A 19982-nucleotide genomic window follows, 5' to 3' on the forward strand; every position below is an offset into this window, starting at 1 on the left:
CCAATGCCAACCTTTCGCGCACGGAGGGAACCGGAATGCCTCGCCTTGCTCAAGATGTCGTTGTGGTCTCGAAGCCTGTCCGCACTTTTCCTAACGGGGACATTTTCTATATCGAATTATCGCGGAAACATAATCGATACGATTGTCTGTTGAAGATGGGGCGCGATGGAAATCCGGCACAATCCGTTATCGTGGTTCGCGCACAAGGCAAAACGATTCGCGAAGCTGAAGAAGACTGCTACCGGAAGGCACTCGAACGTTGCCCGCGGTTCCCTCATCCACCATATCTCAAGCGCGGGTCCAGGTCGGCGCGGGTGGTAGCGGAATACCTTTCAGACTGTTTTGACGTCCCCGCAAAGGCCTAACTTCCCTTTTTAGCCCTGGTTTGGAACGTAGGCATCGCGCCCAACTCATTGCATTTGTGTAACACCGCCTGCGACGGACGTTGCGGCAGCCGAATTGCACCTCCTCTTGTCAGAACTTTTGAACTCGAGGGAAGGGATAATCATGGCATTAAAGAAACTAAGGATGATTTGTGCCGGCGGAGATAAGACGCTAGCCGAATGGGATACAACCACGGTTTCCCAACAACGTCTCGCCGAAATCGAGAAGGAATTCAATGAGAAGGTGGCTCAAGGCTGGTTCGCCGCCGACATCTCCGAAAAACGCGATGTCTTGATTCGCGAGTTCGATCCAAACGCGGAAATCCTTCTGATCCCAAGAGTCCAGGGCGGCCTTTAACCGAAATGCGGGCGGAAGCCCGCCCAACAACCGAGTACCGAGTAACTATGGCCACGCGAATACAGGAAAATTTCCCCCTGCAACGCATCGACATATTCTCGCACCCGACTCAGGACGACTACGAGCGCGCCAAGGATAAGGCGCGCCAGCTATTGCGCTCCATCTTGCCTGAGAGTGCATGGGCTGAACTGGAAGATAAAGGCGTTATCCAAGTCGGGGGCAAGCGTGGGAATTATGTCATCTCACCCTATTCCCAGACGGAGATTCGAGATATCTCGTCCGGACGTTGCGTTGCATATGCCTGCCTTCAGCTTTCTATTCCGGCGCCCACATACGACCGCATGGTCGCCGAGTACCTGCTGATCAAAAACGCTGAAGACGTTTATTGGAAGACCGCCAACATCTTTTCCCGCAGCGGAAATGAGTTCGGTATTGCCACGCTCTTCCTCATTGCCTTCGACATCGCATTATTCGTCAATCTGCTGTTAGAAGTTTTAACGGTGCATTAAAGGGGTCGCACCCCCGAACTCCCGAATTAGTTCGGGAGTTCGGGTGTGCGCCCCCTCCCCTTTTCCAAAAGGAAACTTATCTGCAATCGTTTCCACAGGGGGACTATCGAAAATGCCGAACCAGGGACAGAGAAAGAAGAAAGACGGAGCAAACAAAAATAAGAAAATGCAGGCGATGAGAGCAAAGGAAGCTCAGGCGAAGCCGGCAGCAAAACCGACCTCGACCGGCAAATTGCCCGGACAGACCTCCAAGTTCGATATGCTGCAAGACCGCCCCGGATCGCTCCGGCGAGCCTGAGGCCGCTGAATAAAACATTGCCGGATTCCTTCCTTAGCGCGATACTGGATTCGCCTGCCTGCATGGTCCAGTCTGACTTCTATTTTTGGAAAAGGAGTCTCGTATGGCGAATGCGTTTGAACGGCAACCCAGTCGTCTATTGCTCGGCGAAATTCGTCGTCGCTGGGAACAACTAAGCAACTCCGAGATTGAGCAGTGTACGGTCGATGAGTCTAAATTGACCGACCTGCTGCAAGCGCGTTACGGCTATGCGAAGCGGCGCGCCGAAAAGGAGGTCGAACTCTTTTTTGCGGAGTTTTACGATCGCCTCCGCATGGCCGCGTGAGGCTGGCCGGGATAGGGATGATTCAGGTATGAAGGTTAAGCTGGCAATCGGATTGTTGGTGTCTATGGCGGTAGCCGCTGGTGCGGCCGGCACGGCAAAAGTGACGTACGTGGATCATGCAAAGGTAGCGAAGGGTGGGGCGCTGATCACGGCGCCCGACTTCCTGGTCGAAATCCTTACCCGGAAAGCACCCGGGCAGGTCGAAATACACGACAAAGAGACAGACACTTTCTATGTGCTTGACGGACAGGCCACATTCGTGACCGGCGGCACCATGATCGGCGGTAAAGTCACAGCCCCGAATCAGCAGCGGGGCACGGACATCCGCGGAGGCGAAGTTCATCAGCTGTCGAAGGGTGATGTCATCGCTATTCCTGCCGGTATTCCCCATTGGTTCAAAGAAGTTCCGCAGCCATTCACTTATTACGTTGTAAAAGTCATTAAACCTTAGCCATTCTCCGCTACACTGCCTTGATGCGTTGGAGTAAAAAATCCGCGGCGATAGCCGCGCTCAGTTTAGTTGTGGCTGCCGGCTGCTCGCCGGCGCAAACGCAGTCCGGCAGTGCTCCGGTATTTCCGCCTGTTCCAGTCGCCGTCGCCCAGGCGACCGAAGAAGCAGTGCCCACTCAGGTTCAAACCGTTGGAACGGTGGAAGCCTTTTCGACAGTCGAAGTCAAAGCGCAGGTCGCCGGACCGTTGATGACCGTCAACTTCACGGAGGGAACCTCGGTCAACCAGGGGGATTTGCTGTTCGAGATCGATTCGCGCCCTTTTCGCGAGGCGCTCCGCCAGGCCGAAGCGAACGTCGCCAAGGATCAGGCGCAGCTGCGGGTTGCGCAGGAAACCCTCGCGCGCAGCCAGGCGCAGTTGAAAAACGCGAATGCCGATGCGGCCCGGTTCGAGCAACTTTCAAAGGAAGGCATCTCGACCCGGCAACAGGAAGATCAAATCCGGACGACCGCAGAGGTAGCGAAACATTCCGCCGCCGCCGATGAAGCCTCCATCGAAACCATGCGGGCCACGCTTGCCAGCGATCAGGCCGCGGTCGAGCAGGCGAAAATCAACCTGGCTTACTGCGAGATTCATGCACCCATCTCGGGACGCGCGGGCAATCTTCTCCTGCATGCAGGGAATCTCGTCAAAGCAAACGCGGACACCGGCCTGGTTGTCTTGAATCAGATCAAGCCGATCTTCGTTACGTTTGGCGTGCCCGAACGATACCTTGGCACCATCTCGCAACAACAGGCGCGCCGTAAGTTGACTGTGGATGTGGCGCCCGACAAGGGATCGGCGCATGAGACAGGAATGCTTTCCGTCATCGACAACACTGTGGATGCGAACACCGGCACGATCCGTTTGAAAGCCGCATTCGACAATAAAGACGGACGTTTGTGGCCCGGCCAGTTCGTGAATGTCGTATTAACTCTGGATACAGAAACCCACACCATCGTTCCTTCGGAAGCAGTTCAAGTCAGCCAGCAGGGCTCCCTCGTCTATGTGGTCAAAGCGGATCAGAGCGTCGAGCCGCGTCCGGTCGTCGTGGGGCAGACGGTCTCAGGAAAGGTGATCGTTGAAAAAGGCGTGGCAGCGGGAGAAACAGTCGTCACCGACGGACAATCCCGCCTCTTCCCCGGCGCAAAAATCTCAACGGCATCGCCTGCCGAGCCAAAAGCGAACTAGTCATGCACTTTTCGCGCATTTTTATCGAGCGTCCGATCATGACGACTCTCGTCACGTTCGCGATCCTGCTGTTCGGCATTGTCGGTTTTCGCGCGCTGCCGATAGCCGCCCTTCCGAGCGTGGACTATCCAACGATTCAAGTCACCGCTGCCCAGCCCGGCGCGAACCCGGAAACCATGGCATCCTCGATCGCGACACCGCTGGAACGCGAGTTCTCGACGATTGCGGGTGTCCGTTCGATCAGCTCTTCGAACACTCAAGGCGTCTCAACCATCACCGTTCAATTCGCGCTCGACAGGTCGATCGACGCGGCGGCGCAGGACGTACAGTCTGCGATTGCCCAGGCGATTCTTCCGCCGATGCCCCGTCCACCGTCATACGCGAAACAGAATCCGTCCGAGCAGCCGATTCTCTATCTGGCACTGATGTCCAGCACCCTGCCTCTGTATACCGTGAACGAATATGCGGAGACGATGATCGCGCAACGCATGTCATCCGTCAGTGGCGTGTCGCGCGTTCAGATCTACGGCGCGCAGAAATACGCCGTTCGGATCCAGGTCGATCCGGACCGGCTCGCATCGCATCATGTCGGAATCGACGAAGTTCAACGTGCCGTCCAGCAGAGTAACGTCAACCTTCCAACCGGCCGCCTGCGCGGCCCCAAGCAATCATTTACGGTTCAATCGAGCGGCCAATTGACGGAAGCTGCAGCATACCGGCCTCTGATTGTCGAGTGGCGCAATGGCGTCCCGCTGCGCCTCGAAGAAGTGGCAAACGTCATCGACAGCGTCGAAGACAACAAAACCATCGCCTGGAATAACGGCACACGCGGAATCATTCTGGCGGTCTCACGGCAGCCCGGCACGAACACGGTTCAGATCGTCGACGACGTTCGAAAACTTCTCCCCGAGCTTCAGGCGGCGCTGCCGCCGGCGGTCAAATTCGAACTGCTATACGATGCTTCGCAATCGGTGCGCGCTTCGATCTACGACGTCGAATTCACCCTCGTATTGACGATCGCCCTTGTGGTGATGGTTATCTTTCTGTTTCTCCGCAATCTGTCCGCGACTCTCATCCCCGGCTCCGCCGTCGTCCTGTCGATTATTGGAACGTTCGCGGCGATGTACCTGCTCGGTTACAGCCTCAATACACTTTCACTGATGGCCTTGACGCTGTGCGTCGGCTTTGTGGTCGACGATGCGATCGTCATGCTGGAAAACATCGTCCGCTACATGGAGATGGGCAAAGGCCGTTTTGAAGCGGCGATGCTCGCATCGAAGGAAATCGGTTTCACGATCGTGTCGATGACGATATCGCTGATCGCGGTCTTCATCCCGGTTCTCTTCCTCGGCGGAATGGTCGGCCGGCTGTTACACGAATTCTCGGTGACGATCATTGTTGCGATCGTGATTTCTGGATTTGTCTCGCTCACGTTCACGCCTATGCTGGGCAGCCGCTATCTGCCGCCGCATAACCGCAGGCATGGTCTGCTATATCGGGCTCTCGAAAAAGGCTTCGACTCCATTGCCGGCGCGTATGACTACACACTGCGCAAGGTCCTGGATCACCGCTTCGCAACCATGGCCGTCGCCGTCGTCATGCTGATCGGAACGGTCTATCTGTTCAAAACGATGCCAACCGGCTTCATCCCGAGCCAGGACAGTGGATTCATCCTCGGTGTGAGCATGGGCGGGCAGGACATCTCTTACGAATCGATGGCCCAGCGGCAGAAAGCCGTCGCCGACATCATGGCCAGGGATCCCAACCTTCTGGGCTCGGTCGCGTTCTCATCCGAAAGTAACGTGGGCTATGCGTTTTCGATCATGAAACCGCGCAGCGAACGGCAGTTGTCCGTCGATGATGCGATCGGCGAGCTGCGGCCAAAAGTCGCGCAGGTGCCGGGAATCATGACTTTCCTGCAAAACCCGCCGCCGATCACGATCAACGGGCAATTCACGACCAGTCTGTACCAGATGACTCTGCAGAGCGTCAGCCTGAAGGATATCTACGACTGGACGCCAAAGCTGACGCAAAAAATTCAAATGCTGCCCGGATTCGTGGACGTCAGCAGCGATCTCTTAATTGCCAGCCCGCAGGTGCGCGTCGATATCGATCGCGACCGGGCTTTGTCGCTGGGCGTCACGCCCGAACAAGTCCAGGACGCGCTGTACAGCTCTTTCGGCGATAGACAAGTGTCCAACATCTACGCGCCGGCGAATCAGTATTCCGTGATCCTCGAAGTGCAGCCGGCCTATCAACGGTCGCCGGAAGCGTTGCAAAAGCTCTATGTAAAATCGTCGAAGGGACAGCTGGTGCCGCTCGATGAGGTCGCGTCCGTGACCCGGAGTGTCGGCCCTCTGAGCGTCAATCACTTCGGCCAGATCCCCGCGTCGACCGTTTCCTTCAATCTGCAGCCGGGACTCTCGCTGGGCGAGGCCGCGGACAGGATCAAGGACACGATTCGAGAACTTCGAATGCCGGCGAGTGTGGCGGCAAGTTTTCAGGGGACTGTAAAGGAATTCCAGGAATCTTTTCAGAACCTCTCGATTCTGCTGATTGTTGCGATTCTCGTTATTTACATCGTACTCGGAGTTCTCTACGAGAGTTTCATTCACCCCATCACGATTCTTTCGGGCCTGCCCTCTGCGATTTTCGGAGCCCTGCTGACGCTGGTGATTTTCCACAAGGAATTAGACCTGTATGCGTTCGTCGGCTTGATCATGCTCTTCGGTGTGGTTAAGAAAAACGCCATCATGATGATCGACTTTGCGATCGAAGCGCAGCGGGTGGAGGGGAAAGCCCCCGCCGAAGCGATCTACCAGGGCTGCATTCTCCGTTTTCGCCCGATCATGATGACAACGATGGCGGCCCTGTTCGGCACACTGCCGGTGGCGCTCGGATATGGTGAAGGTGCGGATGCCCGGCAGGCGCTCGGACTCGCGGTAGTCGGCGGGCTTCTGGTTTCCCAGCTGCTGACTCTCTACATCACTCCCGTTTTATATCTCTATCTGGAAGAACTGCAGGCTTGGCTGCGGCGAAGCGACGAGGTTGTAGAAGCGGTCGGTGTCGGCGATTAGCCGGCTCTCGATGCCCCCGCTGCGCTCAGTGCAGCCTGAAGGCGAATCTCTTCCACTGCCGTCCGGTCCCGGCGCGGCAGCGTGCAGGCGCGGCAGAACGGGTGAAGAAATCTGGCTGCCAGAATTTCTTCGGAGGTCATTTCCAGGAATTTTCCGATCCGCAACGATGCGAAATTCGGCATTGCGCAACAGATATAAATGTCGCCGGCGCAGTCGATCGCGATCTGATTGAACATCAGTTCGCAGGCTTTTCCTTCATCCTCGGGCGACCGTTTGCCGGCAGCCGCCATCGCCTCACGCACATAACGCGTATCGTCGTGCTCGCTCATCGCGTTGGACCTGGGATCACCGACTCCATCCAGCGGCTCGAACCGAAATCCAAGAGATTCCGCAAGGCCGCGAAGCTGCGGCTCCTGATGCACGTTGTAATCGAACTTCAGAAACCGTAGATCGACCTGTATGGGCAGCGACCGGCGCTGCTTTATTTCACGCACCAGCCGGAGGTTCTGCATCACGTAATCAAGGTGTCCACCGGCATGATTGATCTCATACGTTTCCTGGTCGATTCCGGACACCGTTACGGTCAGCTGATCCAGTCCGGCCGCCAAGGTGTCTTCGAGATTATCAATGCGTGGAATGGATAACGTGGAACACAGCAGAACCCAGAAGCCCGCTCTTTTCGCGGCGGACACATAGTCGTGTATGTCCCGGTTCAAGAACGGCTCGGTCCAGTTCAGAAGGCCGATTCGCTGGAAACCCTGCTGCCTGAGCCGGGCGGCTACGGCCTCGAACATTTCCATGTCCATCTTGCGAGCGGTGTTTTCCAGGCCACGCACACCTCGGATACAAGTGGGACACTTCAAGTGACACACATCGATCGTATCCACCCAGGCAATGTTACGTTCCGTATCCATCATCTCGAGTTCTCGTTGCAGGCCGATCTTATCATTCTTATCACGCGGTTAAGTGCTCACGGGCCCCAGCACTTCAATATCCGCGAGCCGAAAATCACACGGCAGAACGTCCGGATAAATCCGGATCTGATCCACTTCTGCATCCACCCACACCGTCAGAACCCTGTCGCTGCGCACCTTCGCGTCAACCTGGATTTTGCCATCGACCAGCGCCCACGTCGGCTGATCCGGACCGGAAACAACCCATGCAAACGATCTCACCATACTTGCCGGAGTTGTATCGGTGAACTCCTGAACCATACTGTTACGCCAGTACACATGAAACATCGGCCACGAATCCGCGGTCTTTATGTATCTGAACCGGAAACGCACGGCATAAACATGCCGGACCCTCGGAAGCGCAAAGGTCAGCGCGCTGCTTTTCCCAACGCTGCCGGCGGCGGCGGAAATGATTCCGTCGTGAAGGACGGCTCCGTCCAGAGCCGCCGTTTTCACAGGAACACTTTCGACGTGGTATGGCGGATCGTCCCGGATCTGTCCAAAGATTCCTATCCCATTCGCTTTGTATGCCCGGATGATTTGCGTCAGTTTGTCGGCCCGCGGCACGACGTCGCTGGCAAAGTGGTGCTCTGCAAGAACCGATGGCGGAACACCGCGATGGACATCGCGCTCGAATGCCGCAGTTTGCTGTTGAAGGCTCTGTCCGACGACTCTGGCCTGCAGAAAGTTCAAGGGAGCCAGAACTGCCAGGACGATCATCATTGCAAACTGGACCAGACGTCCGAGGGTTCCGCCCCGAAATTCCCAGACGAAATAAAGTCCGCAAAGGGCAGGTGTAGCGATGGTCAGGTAATGACCGAGGTAAATATAGTCCAGCCCCATCCCGGCTCGGGACCACGAGATGAATGCGAGAAGCACACACTGAACGCCGAACAGGGCAGCCAGGCCAAAAGCACGCCAACGCTCCGGCGGGCGCTTGAACCACATCAGGACAAGCACCACCGCGGTGATTGCTGCGAACACGAGAACACCGATGCCACAGACAATCGCGTACGGCTTTGTCGCACTTCCCAGGCTCAGACCGAGAATCTGCAGATATCCCATTCCGGCGGATCGCAAATCCGATGGAGGCCACGACGACACGGTCGGCGGATCGTTCACCGGAAAGTACGGCTTGTAATCGACGAAGTAATACCCCAGCAAACCGAGCGCTACGACGACTGTGGCCAGGACGAACACAGACTGACGCCGTTGGGTCTCGCCGAAAGACGGCCACTGCATCGCTATCCAGACGATGAACCAGAACGCCAGCCCGAGAACATAAGGCAGCCCGCCGGGTCCGCATAACACAAACAGAATCAAACAGCCGCCGATGGCCGCCGCATGACGCAACTGGAGGTGGTTTCCGTGGACAACCAGAATGCCCAGGATGGCGACGGCAGTGACCGGCGCCAGCACATGATTGACCTGCCACCACATCAGGAAGACCTGGGCCTGCCCGAAATTCAGCAGCGCCAGAGGGAAGAAAGCGTCGGCGAGAATAACGCGGCCGCGGACCCGCTTTGCGGTCCAGACCATCGCAAAGGCAGCCGCAGCCATGAGCAGGACCGTCAAAAAGTCACCGGCATGGAAATCATATCCGGTGAGCAGAAGCACGCTTTTCCAGATGAGTTTGGCTAACGGGACGCGATGCTCGGCCCACGTATGCCAGAGCCATGAGAGGTGAATGCCCGAACCGGAGTCATAAAGCGCCCACATTTCGTCGTTCTGCGGCAATGTTCTTGTGCCGTAAGTGCTGACAAGCCCCAGCGCGCCACTCAACATTAACGCCCATACGATCGCAACGATTACAAGACTCGCGCGTTTTGCCGGAGGCTTGATCACAGAATCGGCTGCCACTGATGACCCCGTGCGACGTGATATGCACCGACATCGAAAGTCAGCGGATCGACCGTATCGGGCCCTTTCTCAATAACGGCCATATTGAAGGTGACACTGACTCGAGCGATCACCCCCGGAGATGTCGCAGCAGCCATGATCAATTCAAAAATGAGGTTCGTCATCGCGGGCTGGCCGGGGAACAATCCGCCGCTCTGCTGGTAATCGGACGGCATATGCGCCCATCCGTCCCAATGCGCCCAGCCCCAATCTTCTATGACGTAAGTACCTCCGGGCCGCAGATAGGGGAACAGGGTGTTAAATGACGCCCGCGTCAACGAGTATGCATGCGACGCGTCGTCAACCACCAGATCCAGAGGGACTGCGCCAAACTCCGTTCGAATCAGTTCCTGCAGGCGAGGCCCATTGCCCTGATCGTAGCCATAAAACGGACGCAAGGTATCCCGGGCAAAGTGTTTCTCGATATAACCGTCGAGCGCCTGCTCTCTTTTGTCGGAGATATCCAGTGCCACAAGCTTCTCGGGGCGGTAAAGAAGGTGGAAGAGCGCGGCGCTGCCGCCTTTAAAAATACCGAGATCGACGATATTTTTGATGCTCGCCGTCTGTCCGAGACGGTAATAGTAAGACACCATTTCAAATGTCTTCGGCAGAACGAAGGATTCCGCCGCCGACTCCATGGTGAGCATGTCCGCCGAATAGTTGATCTTGAACTGAATGTCGTTAATGCGGATGCTGTCTTTCCCGACGACGGCGCCCGGCGGAAATTCCGAAACTGACTCCATGTGCCGCAGTGTGACGCATGGTTTCGACCGCGTCAATAAGGCGGCCGGCGTTGACAGGCCTGGAGCACAACAAAAAGGAACAGGACACAAAAGGCACAAATGTGTTCTTTACTGTGCCTCTTGTATCCCGTTCCTTCGAGTTAAAAGACCGCGACGCCCAGCGGATGCGCGTTATTTGGAACTTCCGACGCCGGGAAGACCAACGGAGAAGAAGGAATCTCGGTCAGCGTCCCGCCCGTCCCGATCTTCAAAATATGAAGCGCATTCCCGGTCGCATTACCGCCGACGGTTTCCTGGTGATTGACCACATAAAGGAAGGCGCCGTCCGGCGAGGTCTGAAGTTGAAACGGCGTCGTATCCCACAATGTAGCCGTCACATTGAAGTTCGCCGGGTTCTTTATTCCCGCCAGGTTTACAGTCTGAGTCAGGACCGGATGCAAAGGATCCGCGATGGAATAAACATCGATCTGATCCGTAATCGCATCCGACGTGTACAGGTTTTTCGCATTCGGACTGATCGCGATCCAGCACAGCCCGCCATTGGGCGCGCCCGGCGCGGTCCCGACAAACGTCATGTGCCCGTTATCGTCATATGTATAGGTTCCAATTGCGCTGGCCACCACAAAGCCGGCGTAAAGGATCTTCTGTGTCGGGTGAGCCTGAAGACCCAGGATGAATGGCGGAATCGGAGACGGCGGGGCTGTCTTCGCGGCGGGAACCAGGATTCCAATCGGCGTGACGTAATAGCTGTGCAATTCGCTGGAGAACGGCGGAATAAAGGGCGGTAATCCCGTGTTGTTGAACGGGTTCTCAAAAAGATTGGCGTCGAACAGCAAGCGGCCGTTAGGCGAGATCAACGCCTGGGTTGGAGACGACCCGGCAACCTGCGATGGCTGGGGCTCCGGCAATGGAATCAATGTCCCCTGTCCAAGTTGCAAAAAACTTGCGTAAGTCGGTTTATGGGTTCCACCAGCGCCGCCCGGCAATTGGTCTCCTTGATTCACGACGAAAAGCAGGTAGTCGGTAATTCCGATGCTGACGGGATGTACGCCCCCCGAGGGAAACGGAGAACCTGGAACCGGCTTCAGCGATCCGTTCGATTGAATCGCGAATCCGGCAATTGTGCCGCTGCCCTCGTTGACGACATAGAGAAAACGGTTGTCCGCCGTCACCACGAATTGCTGATCGGCATCGTCCGGGCCCAAACGCTCAGAGCTGTTCAGGAAGCCCGTGCCGCCCGTGAGAAAAGGGCTGCCGGGCATTTCCGTAAGGACGCCGGTTTTGGGATTTCGGACATAACCCAAGACTGCATTCTTGCCAGGCTGTGGATTATTGCTTTGAACGTAGACTACATTCTTGAGGTCATTATCATCGTCGTGGCCCGAAGCGGCCGATATTCCAGGTGACAGAAGTGTCGTGCACAGCAGCAAACCGATCGTGTCGCGTAGACGCATTGAGACTCTCCCATATTTGAATGTTGTAAGTGACGGCCATTCCGGATAAACAAATCCACTCCCCAGTTCACTGATTTCCGTTGCAGCCGCGATGAGGGAAAAAGCATACAACAATGTCTTCTATTGGAAACCTTTAAGATGGAAAAAGTCGGAGGCGCGTCAACAGTGTGCAACGTTTTGCCGCTTCCAAGTTCACCTTACACGGAAAACAACTCGCACGCACTGGCTCCGTATGTCATCATCATCCGGGCTGAAGGCCGTTGTATGACGCGTGCAGATCCCGGATTTCCAATTCCCCTCGAGCATCTCCATCGCTACAGCTACGCGTCCGAATTACTGCGCGGAAGGCGCGTTCTGGATATCGCAGCGCGCGAGGGATACGGTGCCCGAATCCTCGCCGAAACAGCGGCATCGGTCGTTGGGTTGGATGTGGACGCAGCCTTGATTCAAAGAGCGGCGGAAAAGCACAAGCGCCCGAACCTGAGCTTCGTTGCCGGTTCCCCGGCAAGTTTGCCGATCAGCCAGAACGCTGCGTTCGATGGGATCGTCGGCTATGAACTGATTGAAGATTCAACCAACGTGCAACGATTGTTTCCGGAAATCAAACGCCTGTTGACGCCTGATGGACTGCTTGTCGTTTCGGCGCCCGGACCAGGTTGCGCCGGCAATCTTTTTCGGTCTAAAACGTTCACGGCTGAAGAATTTCGGAACCTGTTGGAACCGTTCTTTACACATGTCCACGTCATGATACAGGCCCTATTTGCCAATTCGATCATTCGAACCGATACATCCGGAACAAACAACGGAGTTCCCGGTCAAAAGAAACCGCAATATCTGATGGCGATCGCCTCGGACCTGGCTCTTCAGTCTTTTCCTGAGAGCATATGTTCCGAACCTGTCCTTGCCTTGCTTCATGATAAGGAGAAAGCATTGCAGGGGTTGATCGATATCCGGGCTTATCAAGATGAGACGATAAGGCGGCAGGAACGCCAGCTCGCGGACAGAAAGCAAACACTCGCTTCTCTCGAAGAAGCATTCGCGTGGCACAAAAGCCAGATTGAGTCGCTGACGAAGACTCGCGTTTATCTGGAAAACGAACTCGCGCAGCTTCGTCAAACCATGGAATCCGACCGCAAGGGCTTGGAATGGCGAAGCTCCCAGGCCGAAAGTCTTCAACGGACGATCGAAGCCAGAGATGAGGCGCTGGCGTGGAGAGCGCAGCAGGTGGAGGACCTGGAGTACTCACGCGAAACGCAAATCCAGGCGCTCGCCAATCATCTGAAAAACGTCGAGGTCGAAATGTCGCAGCGAATCGCAGCTCTTATTGAACAACTCGCGGCCATTCACGCAAGTACCGGCTGGAAGTTTGTCCTCCGCGTCCGGTCGATCCGGGCCGGGCTGCTTCGGCTGCTGGGGAGAGGCTAGAGACATGCCTTTTATGGAAGAAGCCCTCGACTGGCCGCTCGCCCGCCTGCTGCCGGTCATGCAGAAGCGAATCATGGAAGACTGCCGGTATCATGGAATACCGACACTGAAAAATCCGCTGGATTTCTGGGTATACCAGGAAATCGTGTGGGAGACGCGGCCGGACATCATCGTCGAAATCGGCAATCTCTATGGCGGCAGTACTCTGGCGCTCGCTCACATGTGTGACGTCCTTGGCGCCGGAAGAATCATCGGCGTCGACAGCAACCACGCCGAGATCCATGAGTCCGTCAAGGCCCATCCGCGCATTGGTCTGATTACGGGCGGTGCATGCCAGGTCGCGCCGCAGGTCCAGCGCGAGCTGGCCGCAGCCCGATCCGTGCTGATCATCGATGACAGCCTGCACACCTACGAGCACACGCTGAATGTTCTTCAAACTTACGCAGAGTTCGTAACCGTGGACAACTACTTTATCGTCGAAGACGGAATCTGCCATCATGGACTTGACGTCGGCCCCGAGCCCGGGCCGTACGAGGCGGTCGATGCATTTATCCGGACCAATAAGAACTTCATCATCGACCGGAATAAGGAAAACTTCGGAATTACATGGAATCCAAAGGGATATCTGAAAAGGATCTCATAGAGCAAAGCCCGTCAGCGGCTCTCTCCGGCGTGGAACGGCTGAGGGATGCATATCTATCGCTGATGGAGAAGTGTCTGGCTGGAACGATTTACCAGGATAAAGCTTTTCAGGCCGTCGGCCAGGGCATTTATGACGCATCCATCCGGGAAGTCGGCCGCGATTGGCCGTCGATGGCGCACACCATGATCGGCGTCAGGCGTCTATCCAACCTGAGGACGCTGGCCGAGAGAGTCATACAGGAACGCATCCCGGGTGATCTGATTGAAACGGGCGTCTGGCGTGGCGGAGCGTGCATTTTAATGCGTGCCGTGCTGCATGCCTACAACGTGACGGACCGCCGCGTCTGGGTGGCGGATTCCTTCGAAGGCGTACCGGCTCCGGACCCGCAGAAGTATCCCGCGGACAATGGATCGGATTACCACAAGTTCCTGGAGCTCTCGGTTCCGCTTGAAACGGTACGCGGCAACATCGAGAAGTACGGTCTGCTCGACGCTCAGATTGTATTTCTCAAAGGATGGTTCAAGGATACCTTGCCCTCGGCGCCGATCCAACGTCTCGCATTGCTTCGCCTGGACGGCGATCTTTACGAATCGACGATCGTTGCGTTGAATGCCCTGTACGACAAACTCTCCTCCGACGGTTATGTCATCGTCGACGATTACCACGTGGTCCCCGGGTGCAAGCACGCCATTCACGACTTCCTGGCATCCCGGAATATCGCGCCCCAAATCCGCGAAATCGACGGCGTCGGCGTGTACTGGCAGAAGCCGTAATCTCCAAGATGGGCCATAAGTACGACTACCAGATCGACCTCAACGACGACGGCGCGCCGGCCAGAGTCGTTCGTATGGCCGGCCGGGGAAAACGTGTATTGGAGATTGGAGCGGGGCCCGGATCCATGACCAGGGTCTTGCGCGATTCATTTGGCTGCCGCATCACGGCCCTGGAGATTGACGAGAGCGTGATTCCCTCGCTTACACCTTTCTGTGAGCAGGTATACCGCGTCGATCTCAACAATCCTGCCTGGCCCGAAGCACTCGCAAGCGAATCGAAATTCGACGTGATTATTCTCGCGGACGTCCTGGAACATCTTTACGATCCATGGACACTGCTGCCGCGCCTCAAGAACCTGCTCGCCGAGGATGGTTACATCGTGGTCTCTATACCGCACACCGGCCACAATGCGGTGATCGCATGTCTACTCGGCGAAGACGTCGAATATCGCGACGCAGGCCTGCTCGACAAAACACATATTCGTTTCTTCGGCATGAAGAATATCCAGGCTCTTTTCGATAACGCGGGCCTGGCCATCACGCTTGCGGAGTTCGTGGTCCGGTTGCCCGAAGAGACCGAGTTTGCCGCAGCCTGGGATCGGCTGCCGGGCGCTCTGCGCACGCAGCTTTTAAAGAATGAATTCGGAGACGTCTACCAGGTCGTCGCGAAAGTAGTGCCGATGGAGTTCGCAACGGAAAGGATTTCGTTGCTCGGACTGCGGACGCCGCCCCTCCCGGCCGGCAGCGGGGATGAAAGGGTTGCCCCCGTCGGGCCCTCAGAAAAAGTCCGGCTTATGGCCTTCTTTCTGCCGCAATTTCATCCGACTCCCGAAAACAACCTGTGGTGGGGGAAAGGATTCACCGAGTGGACCAACGTCACGAAGGCGGAGCCCTTATTCGCAGGCCATTACCAGCCGCATCTGCCGGCAGATCTCGGCTTCTACGATCTTCGTCTGCGCGAAACACGGCACGAACAAATCGCCCTGGCAAAGGAATACGGTATCGACGGCTTCTGCTACTACTACTATTGGTTCTCCGGAACGCGCATTCTCAATCGCCCGCTCGACGACATGCTCCGAGACCCGGAAAGCGACATGCCTTTCTGTCTCTGCTGGGCCAATGAAAACTGGACGCGCCGGTGGGACGGAGCCGATCACGAGATTCTGATTGCACAGAAGTACCTGCCTACAGATGATCTCGAGTTCATCAGGAGCGTTATTCCCTTCTTCAACGACTCCCGGTACATCCGGTTGAATGGCGCCCCTTTTCTGATCGTCTATCAGCCACAGCATCTCCCGGATCCCCAAAAAGCGCTCGACAGCTGGAGAGAATATTGCGAGCAGGCCGGTGTCGGACCAATTCACCTTTGCGCAGCGCTCACGAACGACAATGAGAATTACGCGAAACTTGGCTTCGACAGCGGCCTGCAGTTTCCTCCGCACAATCGTAAATGCGGCAGCGTGAATGATCAGGTCGACTTCTACACACCGTTTCACGGCTGTGTTGTTGAATACGCGGACCTCGCACAGTCTTATCTCGACGAGAGCTATCCGCATTCGAATGTATTCCGGACCGTCAGTCCGTCCTGGGATCAGACCGCGCGGGTCGGATCACGCGCATTCATCACGCTGAACGGCACACCTGCCAACTACGAATACTGGCTCAAAGAATCCATTCGCAGAACGACCGAAGACTTCCCCGCCCAGGATCGATTTGTCTTTATCAATGCCTGGAACGAATGGGCCGAGGGCTGTCATCTCGAGCCGGACCGCAGGTTCCAGCGGCAGTTTCTCGAAGCCACTCTGCGGGTAAAGACCAATCGCTCGGAAAAGCATTCGTTCGAGGACAAAGGCATACCAACACCGGTCGAGCCGGTTACAAGTGCCGCGGCCAGGTTGAACGACGTTCAACAAGATCTGGCGATTGAGGCGCGGCAGCGCGAAACGGCCGAACAGGATCTGGCCGAGGAAAGAAAGCGATTGGCCGCGGTCTATGAAGGAATCGAGAAGACGCATCAGGAGGCCGCGAAGCTGCAGCGCGAGGTCGCAATGCTTCGGCAAGAGCTCACTTCCGAACGGGAAGCCGGATCGAAACTGGCAAGTGATCTTTCCGTTCAAAGGGAAACTCAAGAGGAAGCCATGGCTGCGCTCGAGCAGCAACTGCAGGCCGTCAAACAGGAACTATCCGCCGCATACAGTTCCCTTTCCTGGCGCCTCACACGGTTTTTGCGAGGCTGACAGCTGTTCAGGCGGTGTTTGATTAACTAGGCGAAAAGCGGGATTCGGTTTCTGCGTTCTCCTCTCTGCTTTATTTTTGCAGGCACAGGCAAAACGACTGTCGTTTGAGGTTGCATCGATCCGGCAGGCGGTCGATGCGCCACGGCAGGCGGTTGCGGCGGCCGGACGCACCGACGGCGCCCAGTTCAGGGTCAGCGGGCTGACTGTTAAGGACTATGTCGGCATGGCCTATCGATTGAAGCTGAATCAGATCTCAGCTCCGGATTGGATGACGACCGATCGTTTCGACATTGTCGCCACGCTGGCTGAAGGAAGCGATCCCGCGCAGGTACCTGAAATGATGCAGGCGCTTCTGGAAGAGCGTTTCGAGCTGAAAAGCCATCGGGAAAAGAAGGATTTTCCGGTTTATGCGCTCCGAGTCGCGCCGGCCGGCTTTAAGGCAGCGGAAATTCCGCTCGATGCGCCGGCAGGTCCGGCGGAAGGAAAAGCCGCTCAAACATTCACGCGATCCGGCTCCGGACAGGGGATCGCCGTCGATCTCGGACACGGTTCATCGTTCAACTTCGCGAACAACAAGTTCGCCGCAAAGAAAGTCACGATGGCATCGCTTGCCGGAATGCTCGAGAGGTTTGTGGACCGGCCGGTTCTGGACATGACCGAAGTCAACGGATCCTACGACATCGAATTCGACCTGGCACCCGAAGACTACCGAGTCATGCTGATTCGGGCCGCTGTCGCCGCCGGACTCGTGATGTCGCCCAATGCCCTGCGAGTCCTCGACGGTTCTCCGTCGCCCACATCGATGTACGACGGCCTGGCAAGGTTTGGATTAAAGCTCGAAAGCAGTAGAAGCCCGCTGGACGTCCTTGTTGTCGACGCTGCGCGAAAAACGCCGACCGAAAATTAACGAGATCAATCGATGCTGCTTACAGTTCCCTTTCCTGGTGCATACCCGGCCTGCTGCAGGACACGTCTGCAACTTGAAACTTATGGACTCTCTGCTGCAGGGCGCGTCTGCAACCTGAAACTTATGAACTCTCTGCTGCAGGGCAAGTTCGGGTTGGAACTGCACGACGCCAAGAAAAGTTGCGGCAAATCAAGGCCGTCCTCCGACAGCGCATGCATGAACCGGTCGCTCTCAGGGCTTGAGAACACCGACTCCCGCATACGTCGTGATCCAGTTCGTAGCTGTCTGAGCACGAAGGCTCAGACATGACCCGAACATGATAATTACGGCCACCCATACCCGGCGATACAGGGCACGATTTAACACTGTGAATTCTCCAGCACAGCATATGTGCAAAAACTGCACATAACCGCGTGCTGATAACGTGAACACAACGAGATACGAACGATCGGCAGTGGACCCAGCAATTACTGTGCCCTTGGATCGCCACGCTCGATGTCCTCGATCCAGGTGAATGCATTGTCCGGCTTGGTCTTTGAAAGTGGCTAAGGAACGGCCAGCAGAACCTTTCGTCTCTCTGCCGTTCCGGCTTAAGAGGCAAAAACGCGTTGAATGGGGTTATATAAGGTATCCCGCTCGATCGGAATGCGGCCGGCATCGCGAATGAGTTTCTCGATCTGCTCTCGAGTCATTCCCTGACTCGTCGGGGTTCCGGCTCCGTGGATAATGCGCTCTTCGACAATTGTGCCGTCGAGATCATCGGCGCCGAACCGAAGCGCGATTTGAGCCAGCGCCGGTGTGAGGGTAACCCAATAGGCCTTGATGTGCGGGAAATTATCGAGCATCAAACGCGAAACAGCGATCACCTTCAGATCGTCCATTCCTGTCGTCGTCGGCAAATGCGCGTATACCGTATGTTCGGGATGGAAGGCTAGCGGGATAAAACAGTTGAAGCCGCCCGTTTCATCCTGGAGCTCGCGCAACCGGACCAGATGATCGACACGCTCTTCGAGTGTTTCGATGTGTCCGTACAGCATGGTGGCATTCGAACGGATATCTGCTTTGTGAACGGCCTTCGCTACTTCGAGCCAGCGCGGACCGGACATCTTGTGACCGGCAATCAAAGGCCTCGCTCTTTCCGCGAAAATCTCGGCGCCACCGCCCGGACAGCTGCCCATGCCGGCGCCTGCTAGCTGTTCGATGACCCATTCGAGCGGTTGACGCGTGACCTTCGTGAAGAAGTCCAGCTCAACCATCGTAAATGCTTTGAGATGAACCGCCGGAAATCGATGCTTCAGGCCTCGCAGGACGTCGAGGTAGTACTCGAAAGGCAATTCCGGATTCAGCCCGCCGACGATATGGAACTCGGTCAACGAATCCGAGTATTGCTGCTCGGCAAAGCGAAACACCTCTTCGAGCAGCATGGTGTAACTCCCGTCCTGGCCGGGCTTTCGCGCATAGGCACCCTGGCACAACTGGCAGTCGATGACGCAGACATTGGTGTAATTGATATGCCGGTTGACGTTGTAGTATGTGCGGTCGCCATTCAAGCGCTCGCGTGTCACATTCGCAAGGCGGCCCAGCATGACGATGTCGTTTGATCTGAAAAGATCAACGCCCTCCTCAAAGGAAAGCCGCTCCCCGCGTTCTACCTTGCCCTGAATTGCGTTCAAGTCCGTCATTGTGCCCGAAATTATACATGAACCGGCGGGTGTGATATTGTCGGCGCCAACACATGTCGAGGATTTCAGTGCGGCATAATCTGGTCGTCCGGCTTACGCATTGGATCAACACACTGGCTTTTCTCGGGTTGATCGTCAGCGGTACGGCCATTCTGCTGGCTCACCCGAGGCTCTATTGGGGAGAGACGGGCGCCTATGGCAGCCCCGCACTGCTGGAGTTGCCGTTGCCGCTGAATACGGACCAATCGGGCTGGGGACGAAGCCTCCATTTTCTGGCTGCCTGGCTGTGTGTGCTGAATGGGATCGCCTACGTCGTATGTGGAATCCTGTCGCGCCACTTCGGAAAAGAGCAGGCCATGAAGTACAGTGCAGCTCAGCGGATCGCATACCTCACCGTGGTCTTTGTTCTCTTTCCGCTGATGATTGTGACAGGTCTCGCAATGTCTCCCGCGGTAACAGCGGCGCTTCCTTTCATCGGCAGCCTGTTTGGAGGGCATCAGTCTTCACGGACGATCCACTTCTTCGTAACGGACATCCTGGTCCTGTTCGTAATCGGCCATGTCGCGATGGTTGTTCTTTCCGGATTCGGGAGCGGGATGCGAGGCATGATCCTCGCTCAAAAAGTACTCGTGAGCG

Annotated in this window: 20 protein-coding genes; 14 read left to right on the forward strand and 6 right to left on the reverse strand. The window is 56.4% G+C overall.

Annotation, left to right across the window (positions count from 1 at the left end):
* The 8 genes from VGK48_12870 to VGK48_12905 form a co-directional block, all read left to right on the forward strand.
* A partial coding sequence (locus VGK48_12870; protein HEY2382064.1) for a hypothetical protein occupies positions 1-365 on the forward strand: 365 nt, incomplete at its 5' end.
* 142 nt (positions 366-507) lie between these two features.
* Positions 508-741 (forward strand): hypothetical protein, encoded by a 234-nt coding sequence (locus VGK48_12875; GenBank protein ID HEY2382065.1) that lies wholly within the window; start codon positions 508-510, stop codon positions 739-741.
* A 5-nt stretch (positions 742-746) separates the two neighbouring features.
* Positions 747-1250, forward strand: a complete 504-nt coding sequence (locus tag VGK48_12880; protein HEY2382066.1) for a hypothetical protein — start codon at positions 747-749, stop codon at positions 1248-1250.
* Between the two features lie 166 nt (positions 1251-1416).
* Entirely contained in the window at positions 1417-1548 is a 132-nt protein-coding gene (locus VGK48_12885) for a hypothetical protein (GenBank protein HEY2382067.1), read from the forward strand.
* A 103-nt stretch (positions 1549-1651) separates the two neighbouring features.
* Positions 1652-1873, forward strand: a complete 222-nt coding sequence (locus VGK48_12890) for a hypothetical protein (GenBank protein HEY2382068.1) — start codon at positions 1652-1654, stop codon at positions 1871-1873.
* 28 nt (positions 1874-1901) lie between these two features.
* Positions 1902-2324 (forward strand): cupin domain-containing protein, encoded by a 423-nt coding sequence (locus tag VGK48_12895; protein ID HEY2382069.1) that lies wholly within the window; start codon positions 1902-1904, stop codon positions 2322-2324.
* 23 nt (positions 2325-2347) lie between these two features.
* The gene (locus VGK48_12900) at positions 2348-3553 is read left to right on the forward strand and encodes an efflux RND transporter periplasmic adaptor subunit (protein ID HEY2382070.1); all 1206 of its coding nucleotides are present in this window, start codon (positions 2348-2350) and stop codon (positions 3551-3553) included.
* A 2-nt stretch (positions 3554-3555) separates the two neighbouring features.
* Positions 3556-6630 carry an efflux RND transporter permease subunit gene (locus VGK48_12905; GenBank protein HEY2382071.1) on the forward strand — a complete coding sequence of 1025 codons (3075 nt, stop codon included), beginning with the start codon at positions 3556-3558 and terminating at the stop codon, positions 6628-6630.
* Here VGK48_12905 and VGK48_12910 read toward each other — a convergent pair.
* The 4 genes from VGK48_12910 to VGK48_12925 all read right to left on the reverse strand — a co-directional run bounded on the left by VGK48_12910 (position 6627) and on the right by VGK48_12925 (position 11679).
* Positions 6627-7547: a radical SAM/SPASM domain-containing protein gene (locus tag VGK48_12910; GenBank protein ID HEY2382072.1), complete on the reverse strand. Its 921-nt coding sequence runs from the start codon at positions 7545-7547 to the stop codon at positions 6627-6629. The two genes, VGK48_12905 and VGK48_12910, sit on opposite strands and share 4 nt — an antisense overlap.
* 45 nt (positions 7548-7592) lie before the next feature.
* On the reverse strand, positions 7593-9443 hold the full coding sequence (locus VGK48_12915; GenBank protein ID HEY2382073.1) for a hypothetical protein: 1851 nt from the start codon (positions 9441-9443) through the stop codon (positions 7593-7595).
* Positions 9425-10225, reverse strand: a complete 801-nt coding sequence (locus tag VGK48_12920) for a class I SAM-dependent methyltransferase (protein ID HEY2382074.1) — start codon at positions 10223-10225, stop codon at positions 9425-9427. Before VGK48_12920 ends, VGK48_12915 begins: the two co-directional genes overlap by 19 nt.
* Positions 10226-10365: 140 nt before the next feature.
* Entirely contained in the window at positions 10366-11679 is a 1314-nt protein-coding gene (locus VGK48_12925; protein HEY2382075.1) for a hypothetical protein, read from the reverse strand.
* A gap of 264 nt (positions 11680-11943) precedes the next feature.
* Between VGK48_12925 and VGK48_12930 the strand changes: the two genes are divergently transcribed.
* The 5 genes from VGK48_12930 (at position 11944) to VGK48_12950 (ending at position 17664) form a co-directional block, all read left to right on the forward strand.
* Positions 11944-13104 carry a methyltransferase domain-containing protein gene (locus VGK48_12930; GenBank protein HEY2382076.1) on the forward strand — a complete coding sequence of 387 codons (1161 nt, stop codon included), beginning with the start codon at positions 11944-11946 and terminating at the stop codon, positions 13102-13104.
* A 4-nt stretch (positions 13105-13108) separates the two neighbouring features.
* On the forward strand, positions 13109-13747 hold the full coding sequence (locus VGK48_12935; protein HEY2382077.1) for a CmcI family methyltransferase: 639 nt from the start codon (positions 13109-13111) through the stop codon (positions 13745-13747).
* Positions 13711-14520, forward strand: coding sequence for a TylF/MycF family methyltransferase (locus VGK48_12940; GenBank protein HEY2382078.1), 810 nt, complete (start codon positions 13711-13713; stop codon positions 14518-14520). The genes VGK48_12935 and VGK48_12940 overlap by 37 nt, the downstream gene beginning before the upstream one ends.
* Before the next feature lie 8 nt (positions 14521-14528).
* Positions 14529-16757 (forward strand): glycoside hydrolase family 99-like domain-containing protein, encoded by a 2229-nt coding sequence (locus tag VGK48_12945; protein ID HEY2382079.1) that lies wholly within the window; start codon positions 14529-14531, stop codon positions 16755-16757.
* 76 nt (positions 16758-16833) lie between these two features.
* On the forward strand, positions 16834-17664 hold the full coding sequence (locus VGK48_12950; protein ID HEY2382080.1) for a TIGR03435 family protein: 831 nt from the start codon (positions 16834-16836) through the stop codon (positions 17662-17664).
* Positions 17665-17895: 231 nt separating this feature from the next.
* Here the strand turns inward: VGK48_12950 and VGK48_12955 are convergent, their stop codons facing one another.
* Together VGK48_12955 and mqnE are read right to left on the reverse strand one after the other, a co-directional pair.
* On the reverse strand, positions 17896-18030 hold the full coding sequence (locus VGK48_12955) for a hypothetical protein (GenBank protein HEY2382081.1): 135 nt from the start codon (positions 18028-18030) through the stop codon (positions 17896-17898).
* Between the two features lie 224 nt (positions 18031-18254).
* Positions 18255-19346, reverse strand: coding sequence for an aminofutalosine synthase MqnE (gene mqnE, locus VGK48_12960; GenBank protein HEY2382082.1), 1092 nt, complete (start codon positions 19344-19346; stop codon positions 18255-18257).
* A gap of 53 nt (positions 19347-19399) precedes the next feature.
* Between mqnE and VGK48_12965 the strand changes: the two genes are divergently transcribed.
* On the forward strand, positions 19400-19982 hold a 583-nt coding region (locus tag VGK48_12965; GenBank protein HEY2382083.1), incomplete at its 3' end, for a cytochrome b/b6 domain-containing protein.

Source organism: Terriglobia bacterium, assembly GCA_036496425.1.
In the GTDB taxonomy this organism is placed as follows: Bacteria; Acidobacteriota; Terriglobia; order 20CM-2-55-15; family 20CM-2-55-15; genus 20CM-2-55-15.

Coding starts and splice junctions, on each gene's coding strand:
- mqnE (HEY2382082.1), bottom strand. CDS start 19,346: ATGACGGACTTGAACGCAATTCAGGGCAAGGTAGAACGCGGGGAGCGG.
- VGK48_12945 (HEY2382079.1), top strand. CDS start 14,529: ATGGGCCATAAGTACGACTACCAGATCGACCTCAACGACGACGGCGCG.
- VGK48_12890 (HEY2382068.1), top strand. CDS start 1,652: ATGGCGAATGCGTTTGAACGGCAACCCAGTCGTCTATTGCTCGGCGAA.
- VGK48_12910 (HEY2382072.1), bottom strand. CDS start 7,547: ATGATGGATACGGAACGTAACATTGCCTGGGTGGATACGATCGATGTG.
- VGK48_12900 (HEY2382070.1), top strand. CDS start 2,348: ATGCGTTGGAGTAAAAAATCCGCGGCGATAGCCGCGCTCAGTTTAGTT.
- VGK48_12935 (HEY2382077.1), top strand. CDS start 13,109: ATGCCTTTTATGGAAGAAGCCCTCGACTGGCCGCTCGCCCGCCTGCTG.
- VGK48_12905 (HEY2382071.1), top strand. CDS start 3,556: ATGCACTTTTCGCGCATTTTTATCGAGCGTCCGATCATGACGACTCTC.
- VGK48_12880 (HEY2382066.1), top strand. CDS start 747: ATGCGGGCGGAAGCCCGCCCAACAACCGAGTACCGAGTAACTATGGCC.
- VGK48_12875 (HEY2382065.1), top strand. CDS start 508: ATGGCATTAAAGAAACTAAGGATGATTTGTGCCGGCGGAGATAAGACG.
- VGK48_12930 (HEY2382076.1), top strand. CDS start 11,944: ATGACGCGTGCAGATCCCGGATTTCCAATTCCCCTCGAGCATCTCCAT.
- VGK48_12885 (HEY2382067.1), top strand. CDS start 1,417: ATGCAGGCGATGAGAGCAAAGGAAGCTCAGGCGAAGCCGGCAGCAAAA.
- VGK48_12920 (HEY2382074.1), bottom strand. CDS start 10,225: ATGGAGTCAGTTTCGGAATTTCCGCCGGGCGCCGTCGTCGGGAAAGAC.
- VGK48_12895 (HEY2382069.1), top strand. CDS start 1,902: ATGAAGGTTAAGCTGGCAATCGGATTGTTGGTGTCTATGGCGGTAGCC.
- VGK48_12940 (HEY2382078.1), top strand. CDS start 13,711: ATGGAATCCAAAGGGATATCTGAAAAGGATCTCATAGAGCAAAGCCCG.
- VGK48_12925 (HEY2382075.1), bottom strand. CDS start 11,679: ATGCGTCTACGCGACACGATCGGTTTGCTGCTGTGCACGACACTTCTG.